General features: G+C 62.4%; 9 protein-coding genes. 1 reads left to right on the top strand and 8 read right to left on the bottom strand.

Features of this window, described 5'->3' with window-relative positions; all coding sequences use genetic code 11:
- Positions 1 to 121 precede the first annotated feature (121 nt).
- The 8 genes from K0H48_RS19205 to K0H48_RS19170 form a co-directional block, all read right to left on the bottom strand.
- Entirely contained in the window at positions 122 to 1,702 is a 1,581-nt protein-coding gene (locus K0H48_RS19205; RefSeq protein ID WP_219268711.1) for an ABC transporter ATP-binding protein, read from the bottom strand.
- A 15-nt stretch (positions 1,703 to 1,717) separates the two neighbouring features.
- On the bottom strand, positions 1,718 to 2,740 hold the full coding sequence (locus K0H48_RS19200) for an ABC transporter permease (RefSeq protein WP_219268710.1): 1,023 nt from the start codon (positions 2,738 to 2,740) through the stop codon (positions 1,718 to 1,720).
- Positions 2,740 to 3,804, bottom strand: coding sequence for a microcin C ABC transporter permease YejB (locus K0H48_RS19195; protein WP_219268709.1), 1,065 nt, complete (start codon positions 3,802 to 3,804; stop codon positions 2,740 to 2,742). Before K0H48_RS19195 ends, K0H48_RS19200 begins: the two co-directional genes overlap by 1 nt.
- Positions 3,791 to 5,647: an extracellular solute-binding protein gene (locus K0H48_RS19190; RefSeq protein WP_219268708.1), complete on the bottom strand. Its 1,857-nt coding sequence runs from the start codon at positions 5,645 to 5,647 to the stop codon at positions 3,791 to 3,793. The genes K0H48_RS19195 and K0H48_RS19190 overlap by 14 nt, the downstream gene beginning before the upstream one ends.
- A 162-nt stretch (positions 5,648 to 5,809) precedes the next feature.
- Positions 5,810 to 8,707: a TonB-dependent receptor gene (locus tag K0H48_RS19185; RefSeq protein ID WP_257627035.1), complete on the bottom strand. Its 2,898-nt coding sequence runs from the start codon at positions 8,705 to 8,707 to the stop codon at positions 5,810 to 5,812.
- A 105-nt stretch (positions 8,708 to 8,812) separates the two neighbouring features.
- Positions 8,813 to 11,752, bottom strand: coding sequence for a TonB-dependent receptor (locus K0H48_RS19180; protein WP_219268707.1), 2,940 nt, complete (start codon positions 11,750 to 11,752; stop codon positions 8,813 to 8,815).
- 192 nt (positions 11,753 to 11,944) lie between these two features.
- Positions 11,945 to 12,898, bottom strand: a complete 954-nt coding sequence (locus K0H48_RS19175) for a FecR domain-containing protein (protein WP_219268706.1) — start codon at positions 12,896 to 12,898, stop codon at positions 11,945 to 11,947.
- Positions 12,895 to 13,407, bottom strand: a complete 513-nt coding sequence (locus K0H48_RS19170) for a sigma-70 family RNA polymerase sigma factor (protein ID WP_138814635.1) — start codon at positions 13,405 to 13,407, stop codon at positions 12,895 to 12,897. The genes K0H48_RS19175 and K0H48_RS19170 overlap by 4 nt, the downstream gene beginning before the upstream one ends.
- Before the next feature lie 254 nt (positions 13,408 to 13,661).
- On the opposite strand from K0H48_RS19170, the gene solA reads away from it, so the two are divergent.
- On the top strand, positions 13,662 to 14,831 hold the full coding sequence (gene solA / locus K0H48_RS19165; protein WP_219268705.1) for an N-methyl-L-tryptophan oxidase: 1,170 nt from the start codon (positions 13,662 to 13,664) through the stop codon (positions 14,829 to 14,831).
- The last annotated feature ends 32 nt before the right edge of the window (positions 14,832 to 14,863 follow it).

The following is a 14,863-nucleotide window of genomic DNA, read 5'->3' as shown; positions in this document are numbered from 1 at the left end:
TTTACTGGGGCTGCTTCGCAGCCCAACGCAGGCGGTGCGACGATTCGACAAGCCTGCTCGCCACAACAGCCCACCTGCCACAGTTGATCTTTGTTGCCTGCCGAAGCGCTGTGGGAACTGATTATTCCAGTGGCCGCAATGACGACGCCACCAGCAAATCCCGCGTATACGCATGCTGCGGCGCCTCAAACAATTGCTCGGTACTCCCCGCCTCCACCACCACGCCGTCCTTGACCACCATCAAGTCGTGCGCCAAGGCGCGCACCACGGCCAGGTCGTGGCTGATAAACAGGTAGGTCAGGCCGTGCTCCTCCTGCAAGCGGCGCAGCAGGCTCACCACTTGTTTTTGCACGGTGCGGTCGAGCGCCGAGGTGGGTTCGTCGAGCAGGATCAGGTCCGGTTTGATCACCAGTGCGCGGGCGATGGCGATGCGTTGGCGCTGGCCGCCGGAAAACTCGTGGGGGAAACGGTGGCGGGTGTCGGGGTCGAGGCCGACGTCGCGCAGTGCGCTGATCACTTCGGCTTCACGTTGGGCGGCATTGAGGTCGGTGTGTACACGCAGGCCCTCTTCGATGATTTGCTGCAAGCTCATGCGTGGGCTGAGGCTGCCGAACGGGTCCTGGAACACCACTTGCAGCTTGCGCCGCCACGGCCGCAGCGCCTTGCCTTTGAGCGCGTGCAGGGCCTGGCCTTGAAAGCGGATGCTGCCCTGGGCGTCGATCAACCGCAAAATCGCCTGGCCGAGTGTGGACTTGCCCGAGCCGGACTCGCCGACAATCCCCAAGGTCTTGCCACGCTGTAAGCGCAGGCCGATACCGTCCACCGCTTTGATCGGTGGTTTGCGCCGCAACAGGCCGCCTTGGGCGAACCAGACTCTAAGGTCGTCGACCTCCAGCAGGTTACCCGCCGGTTCACGGTCGAGCGCACGCCCTTCAGGCTCGGCTTCCAGCAACTGACGGCTATAGGCATGTTGCGGCGCGCCGAACAGCGCCTGGCAGTCAGCCTGTTCGACGATCTGCCCCGCCCGCATCACCGCCACGCGCTGGGCGATGCTGCGCACCACATTGAGGTCGTGGCTGATCAACAGCAGCGCCATGCCCAGGCGCTGTTGCAGGTCTTTGAGCAGCGCGAGAATGCGCCGCTGCACGGTCACATCCAGCGCGGTGGTAGGTTCGTCGGCGATCAATAGCAGCGGCTCACACGCCAGCGCCATAGCGATCATCACGCGCTGGCGCTGGCCGCCGGAGAGTTGATGCGGGTAGGCATTCAGGCGTTGGCGCGGCTGCTGGATGCCCACCAGTTCGAGCAGCTCCAGCACCCGTTCGCGTGCGGCGGCGCCGCCCAGGCCTTTGTGCAGCAGCAGGGTTTCGGACAGTTGGCGCTCGATGCTGTAAAGCGGGTTGAGCGAGGTCATCGGCTCCTGAAAGATCATGGCGATGCGGTCGCCACGAATCTGGCGCAGGCGCGCAGCCGGCGCACCGAGCAGTTCTTCGCCCAGGTAGCGAATGCTGCCTTGGGTGTGCGTGGTGTGCGCCGGCAGCAATTGCAGGATCGAATGCGCGGTCACCGACTTGCCCGAGCCCGACTCGCCCACCAGCGCCAGGCATTCGCCGGCGCGGATATCCAGGTCGATGCCACGCACCGCCTTGTACCCTTCGAACGCCACTTGCAGGTTACGGATTTCAATCAACGCATCAGTCACGGAACGGCTCACTTATCAGGATCGAGGGTCAAAGGCGTCGCGGCAGGCTTCGCCGATAAACACCAACAGGGACAGAATCAGCGCCAGCGCAAAAAACGCCGTCAGCGCCAACCATGGGGCTTGCAGGTTGTTTTTGCCCTGCCCGATCAACTCACCCAACGACGCGCTGCCGGCGGGCATGCCGAAGCCGAGAAAATCCAGGGCCGTGAGTGTGGAAATCGCCCCGGTCAGAATGAACGGCAGGTAGGTCAAGGTGGTGGTCACCGCATTCGGCAAAATGTGCCGCAGCATCACCGCAAAATCGCCCACACCGAGGGCGCGCGCGGCCTTCACGTATTCCAAGTTGCGCCCGCGCAGGAACTCGGCGCGCACCACGTCCACCAGGGTCAGCCAGGAAAACAGCGCCATGATCCCCAGCAGCCACCAGAAGCTCGGCTCGACAAACCCGGAAAGGATAATCAGCAGGTACAGCACCGGCAGCCCGGACCATATCTCGATCAGGCGCTGGCCCAGCAGGTCGATCCAGCCGGCGTAATAGCCTTGCAGCGCGCCGGCGGCGATACCGATCAAGGCGCTCACCACGGTCAATGCCAGCGCAAACAACAGCGATACGCGGGTGCCGAAAATCACCCGCGCCAGCACGTCCCGCGCCTGGTCGTCGGTGCCCAGCCAGTTCTGCGCGCTGGGCGGCGTGGGCGAAGGTGCGGTGAGGTCATAGTTGACCGTGTCGTAGCTGAACGGCACCGGCGCGAACAGCATCCAGCCGCCCTGCCCTTCGATCAACTCGTGCACGTAAGGGTCGCGGTAGTCCGGTTGAAACGGCAGCGTGCCGCCAAAATCCTGCTCGGTATAGCGCTCGAATGCCGGGAAATACAATGCGCCCTGATAAGACACCAGCAAGGGTTTGTCATTGGCCAGCAACTCACCGCCCAGGCAGGCGACGAACAGCGCCAGAAACAGCCACAGCGACCACCAGCCCCGGCGATTGCGTTTGAAGTGCAGCCAGCGGCGGCGTGTGGTCGGGGAAAAAGCCTGCATCAATGCGCCCTCGCAGAAAAATCCAGCCGCGGGTCCAGCAGCCGGTAACACAAGTCACCGAGCAATTTGATCACCAGCCCCACCAAGGTGAAGATAAACAGCGTGCCGAACACCACGGGGTAATCCCGCGCCACTGCCGCTTCGTAGCTCAAGCGGCCGAGACCGTCGAGGGAGAAAATAACTTCTATCAGCAGCGAGCCGCCGAACAGCATGGCCGTAAGCGCCTGGGGCAGCCCCACCACGATCAACAGCATGGCGTTGCGAAACACGTGCTTGTACAACACCTGTTTTTCGCTGAAGCCCTTGGCCCGTGCGGTCACTACGTACTGGCGGCTGATTTCATCGAGGAAGCTGTTTTTAGTCAGGATGGTCAGGGTGGCAAAACCACCGATCACCAGCGCCGACACCGGCAGCACCAAGTGCCAGAAGTAGTCGACGACCTTGCCCGCCCACGACAGGCTGGCGAAGTTTTCCGAGACCAGGCCGCGCACCGGGAACCAGTTCAACAGGCTGCCACCGCCGAACACCACGATCAGCAACAACGCAAACAGAAACGCCGGCATGGCATGGCCGATGATCACCGCCGCACTGCTCCACACATCAAAGCGGCTGCCATGGCGCACGGCTTTGCGGATGCCCAGCGGGATCGACACCAGGTAGCTGATCAGCGTGGCCCAAAAGCCCAGCGACAAGGTGACCGGCAGTTTTTGCAGGATCAGGTCGGTGACCTTGGCGCCGCGAAAGAAGCTGTCGCCAAAATCCAGCCGCGCGTAGCTGCTGAGCATCAGCCACAGGCGTGCGCCCAAGGGTTTGTCGAAGCCATATTGGCGCTCGATATCGGCCACCAGTGCGCGGTCCAGCCCGCGGGTGGTGCGTGATTCATTGCTGCCCGCTTCCACGCGGGTGCCCGCCACGGAGGCCTGGGTGCCGATGCCTTGCAGGCGCGCGATGGCTTGCTCCACCGGGCCACCGGGCGCGGCCTGCACGATAAAAAAATTGACCAGCAGAATGCACAGCAGGGTCGGCACGATCAGCAGTAAACGGCGTGCGCTATAGGCCAGCATGTTGGCTCACCTCGGTCAGTTCGCGCATTTGCGCGGTGGTCAGCGGCGTCGGGCTCAGCTCCCACCAGGTGTCGATCCCCACTTCATTGAGCGGCGCGGTGCGCGGGCGGCCGAAACGGTTCCACCACAGCGACGACGAGCCTGGCGGGTAGTAGTTGGGAATCCAGTAGAAGCCCCACTGCAAAACGCGATCAAGGGCATGGGCGTAGCGCACCATGCTCGGTCGGTCTTTGGCGCCCACCAGGCCATCGATCAATGCGTCTACTGCCGGGTTGCGCAGCGCCATGTAATTGTTGGAACCCGGGTCGTCGGCGCTTTCGGAGCCAAAGTAGTTGATCAACTCGCGACCCGGCGATGGGCTGACCGGGTAGCCCACAACAATCATGTCGTAGTCCCTGGCACGCACGCGGTTGGTGTACTGGGCCGAGTCGATCATGCGGATGTTAAAGCCGATGCCGATCTGCGCCAGGTTGCGCTTGTACGGCAGCAACAAACGCTCGAAACCTTTCTGGCTGTTGAGGAAGGTGAAATGCAACGGCGTGCCCTCGGCATTCACCAATTGGTCGCCCTTGGGTGTCCAGCCCGCTGCTTCGAGCAACTTCAAGGCTTGCGCCTGCTGTGGCCGAATGCGGCCGCTGCCGTCGGTGTGCGGCGGTTGATAGACCTCATCGAACACCGCCTCCGGCACCTGGCCGCGCCAGGGTTCAAGTAGCGCCCGCTCCTGGGCGTCGGGCAGCTCACTGGCCGCCAATGGGCTGCGGGAAAAGAAGCTGCGCTGGCGCAGGTACATGCCGTGCATGATCTGGCGGTTGCTCCAGTCGAAGTCCCACAACAGGCTCAGCGCCTCGCGCACCCGGCGGTCCTGGAACTGCGGTTTTTGCAGATTGAACACAAACCCCTGGGTGCCCTGCACGGCGTTGGGCGCCAGTTGCTCACGTTGCAGGCGCCCGTCGCGCAGGGCTTCGCCGTCGTAGCCCACCGAGTAACTGGTGGCCGAAAACTCACGGTTGAAGTCATAGCCCTGGGCTTGCAGGATCTGGCGTGACACATCGGTATCAGCGAAAAATTCCAGGCGCAGGGTGTCGAAGTTGTACTGCCCTTTGCTCACCGGCAGGTCTTGCCCCCACCAGTCCTTGACCCGCTCGAAGGTGACGCTGCGGCCGTTGTCCACTGCGCTGATGCGATAAGGGCCGCTGCCCAGCGGCGGTTCAAAGCCACCACCGTTGGCAAAATTGCGCCCGCGCCACCAATGCTCCGGCAACACCGGCAACGAGGCGATGTCCAGCGGCAAGGTGCGGTTGTCGGCGCTTTTGAAGGTAAAGCGCACCTGGGTCGGCGACTCCACCAGCACCTGGTCAACATCGGCAAAGCTTTGGCGGTAGGCCAGGCTGCCCTGGGTGATGAACAGCTTGAAAGTGTAGGCCACGTCTTGGGCGGTGATGGGCGTGCCATCGGCAAAACGCGCCTTGGGGTTGAGGTAGAAACGTATCCAGGTGTGGTCGTCCGCCAGCTCCATGCGCTGGGCCACCAGGCCGTACACGGTGTAGGGCTCGTCCTGCGCGCGGTAAGCCAACGGACTGTACAGCCAGCCCTGGATCTGGGTGATGCCGGTGCCTTTGTCGACATAGGGGATCAGGTGGTCGAACGCGCCGCCTTCCATGGACGAGCGACGAAAACTGCCGCCCTTAGGGGCGTTTGGGTTGACGTAATCCAGGTGCTGGAAGCCCGCCGGGTATTTTGGCGCCTCGCCGTATACGGTCAGCGCGTGCGTGGGTTGAGCCAGCAGAAACGGCGCCCACAGACCTATCAGTAGCGTACCCAAGATGAAACGAAACAGGGTCACAACGGTGGCTCCTTTCTTGAAAACACTGAAGATCAAGGGTGGGAGCTGGCTTGCCTGCGATGAGGCCCTGTCAGTCAGTATTTCATCGACTGATACACCGCTATCGCAGGCAAGCCAGCTCCCACAGTTGAATCGCTTTGTTCTTGAGCCAGTACTTCAGGCTCAGAAGTTGTAGGAAACCCGGCTATACAACGTGCGCCCAAACGGGTCGGAATAACGCGGATCGTAACCACTCTGGAACGTCGAGGTCTGGTTGCTGAACGGTGGCTCGCGGTCAAACAGGTTCTGCACGCCCACGGTGATCTGTGCGGTATCTCGCCAGGTATAAGTGCCGGCCAGGTCCCACACGCTCCAGGCCCCGACTTTGTCGTGGTAGGCGCGGTTGTAGTCGTTGTAGCCGCTGGTATAGCGGTTGGTCAGCGAGGCGCCGAGCGGGCCTTGGTTCCAGGTGCCGGTCAGGCTATGACGCCAGCGCGCGACGGCACCGGCCGAGGAAAAATCACCGCCGCGAAAGTCACCGGCCTTGTCGATGTAGTCACCCTTGAGCTGTTGCTGGTACACATAACGATCAACGTAAGTGCCTTGCAGGTTGGCGCCGAACTGGCCGAATTTGGACTCGGCAAAGCGGTAGTCGAGGCTCACGTCGACACCATTGGTCTTGACCTTGCCCAGGTTGGCGAGCCCGGTGACGATATGGTCGATGGAGCCATCGGCCTTGTGCACGATGCGGTCGGCGTACAGGTCCGGTTGTTCGAACACCGCCGATTCGGGGAATTCGGCAATCTGGTTGGCGATCTTGATCCACCAGAAGTCCAGGCCCACCGACAGGTTGGTGACCGGCTGGTACACAAAGCCCAAGGTCACGTTGCGCGCGGTCTCGGGGCTCAGGCTCTGGTTGCCGCCATTGCGGCTGAAGAACTGCTGCGCACAGTCGCGATTGGCCAGGCCACCGTTGCTCGGCCGGCCACCGGCGCACAGGCGCGGGTCGTTGTAGTTGGCCACGGTGAAGGTAGTGAAGTTCGGGTTGTACAACTCATACAAGGACGGTGCCCGGAAGCCTTCGCTGTAGGCGCCACGCACCACCAGCTCGCGGAAGGGCTGGAAGCGGAACGAGTATTTGGGGTTGGTGGTGTTGCCAAAGTCACTGTACTTGTCATGGCGCAACGCGGCCGAGAGTTCCAGGCTGTCGAGCACCGGCACATTCACCTCGGCGTATTGCGCTGACACGGTACGGTCACCCGCCACCGTGGCGGCAGGGTCGACGCCCAGGCTTTGCACATTGGCGGCAAAGGCGGCGAAGTCCTGGTGGAAGTCTTCCTTGCGGTACTCACCGCCCAGCGCCAGCGCCGACGGCCCCGCGCCGAACCAGTCGCCAATGTCGCGGCTGATGCGCCCATCGATACTTTTGACCCGGCCGACTGCGGTGCCGTAATCGCCATCCACACCACTGGCATCGAGCAATGCGCGGCCGGCGGCTGACTGCGGGCCGAACGGGTTGATCACGCCGGTGTTGATGCCGTTGGCCACCGCGCGGTCATCCACATAGCCGCTCTGGATCGCGTTGGTGACTTTGTTCTGGTTGTAGGCCGCGCCGACGTTGTAATCCCAGCCCGCCAGGGTGCCTTCGAAGGTCAGCAGCAGGCGCTGGCCGACGTTGTCGTCTTCATGCTTGCGCGGCCCCACTTCGCTTTCGCGCCAGTTCACGTCGACCGGTTGCGTGGGGTCCAGCGCAAATTGGCTCGGGCCTGGGGTGATACCGTTGCCAGGGTAGTACGGCGTGCCGGGTTGCACTTGCAGGCCTTGCAGCAAGCCGGGCCCGATTTGAGTACGGTTAAGGTTGCGCGCCCAGAAATATTCGAGGCTCACAGTGTGGTCATCGGCCAACTTGCCGCTGGCCTTGCCGAAAAACGAGGTCTTTTCGGTTTCCGGCACCAGGTCCAGGTAGCTCCAGAGCGATTGCCGGCAAATGCCGCTGCGCGAAATCAAGCCGGGGGCATTACAGCCGGACGCCGCCAGTGGGTTGCTCGCATTCGCGCCCTGGCTGTAGTTGGCCGGTGAAGCGATGCCCGATGAATAATCCAGGCCACGGCCCGGCTGGTAGTTGTAGGTGTAGTCGCGGTCCTTGGCCTTGAGGCTTTGCTGTTTGTCGTGGCTGACCACGCCGAACACGTTGAAGCGGTCTTCTTCCAGGTCGCCAAAGCCCCAGCTGCCGCTGAAGTTATTGGTTTCACCGCCGCCGGAACGGGTTGGCGTGCTGCCGCCCAGGGTCAGTTGGCCGTCGGTCACGCTTTTTTTGGTGATGAAGTTGATCACTCCGCCGATGGCGTCCGTGCCATACAGCGCCGAGGCGCCGTCGCGCAGCACTTCCACGCGGTCGATGGCGGCAAACGGGATGGTGTTGAGGTCGACACCCGAGCCGTTGATCGCATTGGTGGCGTTGTTGGCCAGGCGGCGGCCATTGAGCAGCACCAGGGTTTTGTTCGGGCCAATACCGCGCAAATCGGCAAAGGCCGCTCCACCGCTACTGGAGCCGATCGAGCGACCGGAGCCGACCGAGGACTGGTTGGCGGAAATGCGGCTGATCAGTTGCTCGGTGCTGGTGACGCCCTGTTTTTTCAGTTCTTCGGTGCGCAGGATGGTCACCGGCACAGCGGTTTCCGCATCGACCCGGCGGATGGCGCTGCCGGTGACTTCGATGCGTTGCAATTGCGGGATCACCGAGGGGCTTTCCACGCCCGTCGCGACTGAAGCAGTGGCGGCTACCGGCGGTGCAGCGCTCAAGACAATGCCGCTGGCGCTTTCGCTGTCCTGCAAATCAGTGCCCTGCAAGGCAATCTGCAAGGCCTCGCCAGCGCTCAAATCGCCCTTGATCGCCGGCGCATTCAGGCCGCTGACCAAGTGTTGCTCAAACGATATCGGCTTGCCGCTTTGCTGGGAAATGCTCAGCAGGGTTTTGTCCAGCGAACCGGCCGGAATATCCAGCGGCGTGGCGACCACGGTGCCGGTGGCGACCGTGGCGGCGAGGCTGAGTAAAAAGCGTGTGTGTCGTGGCGTAGGCATGCGTCGAGGGCTCCCTGTCCTTTGGTCTGGGTATGCAGGGTTGTGCGGCGGCACCAACGTTTTTATAGGGCGCCGGTTAGACCGTTAACGCATGTCCTTATGCACTCATTTGCCGAAGTGGTAACTCACGTCCAGCCAGACTTGCCGGCCGTAAGGGTCGTAGTTGCCGACCGGGTAGTACGGCCACGCGGAGTCATCATGCTTGTAGGTATTAAACAGGTTATTGACGGTCAGGCCGACGCTGGCCGCATCCGTCACCTGGTAGCGCGCACTGGCGTTGAAGGTGGCCCACGGTGACAAGCGCCCAGTGCCAGCGGCGTTGGTGACGCTGCCATAACGCATTCCGGTCAGGGTGGTGGTGAAACGTTGGTAATCCCAGGTGAGGCTGGCGTTGACCTTGCTGCGCCAGTCGTAGAAGTTGGTGCTGCTGCGCACGTTCTGGGTTTGCGCCTCATCCGAGTCCTTGAGGTAGTGGGACAGCACCAGGCTGTAGCCGATCACCGAACTGAACGCGCCGTACTCGCCGGCGCCCCAGCGGATATTGCTCTTGAGGTCCAGGCCGCTGGCCCGCTCGCTGGCGGCGTTGATGGCGTTGATATGCACCTGTTGCAACTGGTTCGGGTCGACGGCAGCGTTGCCGGCGTTACGTTGCACCCGCGCCAGCACATCGGCGCAGGTGGTGGCGTCGAGCAGGCCGTTGCGGCATTGGTCTTCCTGTTGCAGCAGGCGGTTGATGTCGACGGTGGTCAGCAAATCCTTGATTTGCACGCGCCAGAAGTCGGCCGACACATCGAACTGGCGCGACGGCGACCAGACCACGCCATAGGTCCAGGATTTACCACGCTCAGGCGCAAGGTCCGGCGTGCCACTTTGGGTGTAGTCGACACGCCCGCGATTGCACGCGCTTTCGATGCCCTTGCTGCAACCGTAGTAGTCGATCTGGTCCGGCTTGTAGCCCCGGGTGTCGGCTTGGTAGATGTAGTTGAGGTCCGGCGCACGGAAGCTGGTGCCATAGCTGCCACGAAACAGCAGGCTGTTGATCGGCCGCCACTCAAGGCCCAGGTTGTAGGTTTTTTGTTGCTCGGAGCGGCCACTGAATTTGTACTGGTCCCAACGCCCGGCGGCCGAGGCCAGCAGCGTGTCGGTGACGGGGATGCTGAACTCGCCACCCGCCGCATAACGGTCGCGCGAGCCGCCGGAATTGGAGGCTGGCGTGGTGTTGTAGAAGGTGCCGTCGTTAAGTTGGTCATCCACATGCACGCTGTAGGACTGGCGCCCCACTTCGGTCACACCGGCAAACCCCACCGGCCCGGCCGGCAGCTCGAACAGGTCGCCGTTGATGTTGGCGCTGAAGGTCTGGGACACCGACTTGCTCTTTTGCACCAGGTTGCCGCGAAACTGCCGCCACTGGTCTTCGGTCAGCGGCTGGTCGAGCCGCGACGGGTCCGGGGCAAACACCGGGTGGCCATCCTGCGTGCCCAGTTGCGGCCCCAGGAAGTAATCTCGGATGCCGCTCAGTGGCGTGTAACGGGTGGTGCGGTCGCTGGTGTATTCGGAGCGGTTGGCCGCCAACTGATAACCCCAGTCGCTGTTGGCGAACTTGTCTTCAAGGCCGAGGGTGCCGGTCCAGGACAGCTCGCGCCATTTGCTGTTGTTGCTGGTCTTGCCGCCGATTTCTTCCGCGGCAAAATTGCGCGACCAGCGCTCCAGGTTGCTGGTGGTCTGGTTGATAAAATCCGGCGAGGTGAAGCTCGGCCCACGCGTGTTGTTCTGGGTGTGATCGAAGCCGAACATCAAGTCGGCAAACACCTTGCCGCTGTCGCTGAAGTGCCAGGTGCCTCGGGTGTAGCCGTCGTAGTTTTCCTTCTCGGCTTGCAGGGTCGAGTAGTCGTTGTAGTACTGGTTGGTGGTGCAGCGGTTGCCGGTGTTGCCCAACTTGCCGTTGTAGATACCACCGTAGGCACCGCAACCGGGGCCCAGGTACGCACCGCTGTCGAGGTTGCGGCGGTAGCCGACGTTGACCGCCGGGCCGTCGGTCATAAAACCGCGCTGGTTGCTCCAGATCGGCTGGCGGTTGGTCAGCTCCAGGCCGAACACGCCGTCAAAATCGCCCCAAGTGTCGCCACCGCTGATTTGCAGGCGCTGGTTGTCACCGCCGCCCCGCTCGGCATAACCACCGCGCACATTAACGTCCACGCCGCTGATCTTGTCCTTGAGGATGATGTTGACCACGCCGGCAATCGCATCCGAGCCATACACCGCCGAGGCGCCGCTGCTGAGGATTTCGATACGGTCGATCATCACCGCCGGGATGTTCGCAAGGTTGGTGAAGTTGACCATGCCATCGTAGGCCGTGGGGTAGTCGGCCACGCGCCGGCCGTTGATCAGCACCAGCGTGTGGTTGGGCCCCAGCCCACGCAGGTTGAGGGCGCTGGCAGCCGGCTGGAAGGTGTTGCCGTAGTCTTCGCCCTGGGTCATGCCGGTGTTCTGGGTTTGCGAGGCGATGGCGTCGTAGACGTTTTTGTAGCCCCGATTGGTGATCTCTTCGCTGCTGATCACCGTGACCGGCGACGGCCCTTCGACTTGCGCGCGAGCGATACGCGAGCCGGTGACCACGACTTTTTCCAGGGCCACATCGCCGGGTACTTTGGCCGCCACGGCGGCAGGCTTGACGCTGGCAGCGGGCGCCTTGGCGACCCGATGCAGCACCCAACCGCCGTCGCCACTTGCCACGGCATCCAAGGCTGAGCCGCGCAGCGCCTGCTGCAACGCTTGCTCGGTGGTGAAGCGGCCGCGCACGGGCGCGCTGGTAAGGCCTTGCACCAGGTCTTGCTGGAAGGCGATGTTCTGCCCGCTGCGGCGCGACAGATCAAGCAATGTCTGGTCAAGCGGGCCGCTGGCGATATCAAAGTCGAAGGTGCGGGCCTGGGCGGCCGCAACCGGCGCTGGCTGCCCGAAGGCAATGGCGCCATGACCGGTCAAGGTCAAGCCAATGGCCAGGGACAACGCCGCCAGCGATGTGCGGCTAAGGTGTGTGAATTGCATGGTTGAGCTTCCCCATCAGTGTTATGCAGTTGATGGGTTGAACAACCAATCAGTGGTTTTTATAGGCCGCCGTTAGGCTAAAAAAGCATGGGTTTATAACGCCGCAGCAGCGCGCGTGCAGGTGGATAAACCTCTGCCTGCATTGGGGTGTGCAACAACCTCGAGGTTTTTATAGAGCGCCGCGAAATTATTTTATCGGCGCTCGATGCTGACCCAATACGGGCTGTGATACTCGATCTGCACCGGCAAGGATTTGGCCAGCAGTTGCAGTGCGCTCTGGCTGTCGTCCAGCGGGAAAATTCCGCTCAAACGCAGGCTGGCCGCCTCAGGGCTGATGCGGATAATGCCGCGCCGGTAGTCACGCAGCGCCTCCACCACTTCACCCAGTGAACGGTCGCGCACCTGGAGCAGGCCTTGCGTCCAGGCCGCCTCGCCACCACGGACGGCTTCAAGCTTGAGGATGCCTTGTGCGTTGAACGTGGCTTTCTGGCCGGCGTTGATGACCTGCACGGCGCCGCTGCGTGTGATGATCTGCACTTGGGAGTGCAGCATCGTGATCTGCGTTTGGCCTTCGCCCTGTTGCACCAGGAACCGCGTGCCCAACGCACGCATACGGCCTTGTTCGGTCTCGACAATAAACGGGCGCTGGCTGTCCTTGGCCACGTCCACCAGCAGCTTGCCATCGAGCAATTGCAACAGCCGTTGCTGCGAGTCGAACTGCGTCACCACCTTGCTGCGTGCATCCAGGCTCAGGGCGCTGCCGTCTTCCAGCGTGAGGTGCAAACGCTCGCCGGTGCCAGTGCGCAGGGTTCCGGATGGCAGCCAGGTGTCGGACAGCCGCGTGACGATACTTGCCAGAGAAGCGAAGCCGGCCAGCGCCAGGGTGGTGCGCAAAAAACTGCGACGGCCGGAAGGCGCGTTCAAGGTGTGCAGCAAGTTCTCGCGGGGCATGCGCCGCAGGCCTTCGTTGCCGAGTATCGACAGGCCGCTGCCCATCCTGTTGAAGACTTCGGCGCGGCGTGGGTCGCCCTCGCGCCAGCGGCGAAAGGCATTCTGTTCCTGGGTACTGGCGTGCCCCGATTGCAGTAATGCCATCCACTGCGCCGCCTCCTCGATCATGGCCTCATCGGCTACGGTGCTGCTCATGGCTGCGCCATCGCCAGGTAGCAGCGCTTGAACGCATCAGCCATGTACTGCTGCACCCGACTGACCGAAACGTCCAGCCGCTCGCCAATTTGTGCATAGGTCAAACCATCCAGCTGGTGATACAAAAACGCCGCCTTGGCCTTGGCCGACAAGCCGTTGAGCAAACGGTCGACCTCAAGCAGCGTCTCGATCAACAACAAACGCTCCTCCGGCGACGGATGCACCAACTGGGGCGCCTGCGCCAGCGCTTCCAGGTAGGCGCGTTCCAGATCCTGACGGCGCCAGCCCTCATACATCAGGCGCCGCGCAATGGTGGTCAACAACGCCCGCGGCTCGCGAATGGCCGCAGGGTCCGGCAACGCCAGCACCCGTAAGAAGGTTTCCGAAGCGATGTCCTGAGCCCCATGCGGGCATCCCATCGCCCGGCCAACGCGCGCGCACAGCCAGCTGTAGTCGCTCTTGAACATCTGGCCAATCAGACCGAAGTGCAGGTTCTGATTCACACCCATTGCATGCTCCATGCGGATAACGGCCATAGGGCCTTGCGGTCGAGAGCGATGAAAAGTCATCGCAGGAACGGCGGACTTTGCATGAAGGAGACATAGGTTAGGAAAGAATAAAAAATTTCACAGTGCTATGTAATTGGCATATGCAAATAGACCGCAGGGTCATGAGCGGGAAATGCAGCCTGCCGCGATTTTGATTGTTTTTTCCCGCGCATTCCCCTCAACTACTGCCCTGCCCTCACACGCGAGTACTCACCTTGGAACGCTATGAATCGCTGGTCATCGGCCTGGGCGCCATGGGTGCCGCCACGCTGTATCAACTGGCAAAAGCCGGGGTAAACGTCGCCGGTATAGACCGTCACCACCCGCCCCACAGCTTTGGCTCCAGCCATGGCGATACGCGTATCACGCGGCTGTCGGTGGGCGAAGGTGCGCAGTACGTGCCCATCGTGCGGCGTTCGCACGCTATCTGGCGCGAGCTTGAGGCGCTGTCGGGGGAGGCGCTGTTTGAGCAGTCGGGGTTGCTGGTGCTCACCTCCCATGATGACTTCGACCCCAGCGATGCAACCGACTTCACCCTGCGCACGATCGGCCTGGCGCAGACCTATGGCATCGAACATGAGCTGCTGGACGCTGCGCAGATTCGCCAACGCTTCCTGCAATTTGCCCAGGTGGCGGACAGCGCCATCGGCTACTACGAGCCCGGCGGTGGCTTTGTGCGTCCCGAGCGTTGCATTGACGTGCAGCTCACGCTGGCCGAGCAACACGGCGCCACGCTGTACAAGGGCGAGACGGTGACGCACATCAGTTCGGATGCTCACGGCGTAACGGTGACCACCGACCAGCGCACGCTACAGGCCGACAAGCTGGTGGTGAGTGCCGGCAACTGGGCCGGCGGTTTACTCGGCGCGCCGTTTGACCGGTTGCTGAGTGTTTACCGGCAACAGTTGTTCTGGTTCGCGCTTGAGGCCGGTGCAGATCTGGTGGGTAAATCGCCCACTTACATCCTCACGCACGGGCAGGATCAGACCCACTATGGGTTCCCGGCGTTGCCCGGCGAAGGCAGCATAAAGCTGGCCACGGCGCAGTATCACACCACGGCCACGCCTGAAACGTTGGACCGCACTGTCTCGACGGCGCAAGCGCAGGAGATGTACGAGCAGCAGGTAAAGGGCCGTATCGCTGGCGTGTCGGCCAACGTGGTCAAGTCGGCGGTGTGTGCCTACACCGTGACCCCGGACCACGATTTCATCATCGACAAACACCCCACGTTGCAGCACACCCTGGTGGTGTCGCCGTGCTCGGGGCACGGCTTCAAGCATTCGGCTGCGCTGGGTGAGGCGTTTGCGCAGTGGTGCATGCGCGGGTCGAGTGACCTGGACCTGTCGGCGTTTTCGTTGAAGCGCTTCGCGGGCAAAAGCGTTTAAGAAAAGGCAGACACGAACCCGTGGCGAACGGG

The organism is Pseudomonas sp. Xaverov 259, assembly GCF_019352915.1.
GTDB lineage: Bacteria > Pseudomonadota > Gammaproteobacteria > Pseudomonadales > Pseudomonadaceae > Aquipseudomonas.
The sequence above is the reverse complement of the archived record's forward strand: the minus strand, read 5'-3'. Positions and strand labels throughout refer to the sequence as shown.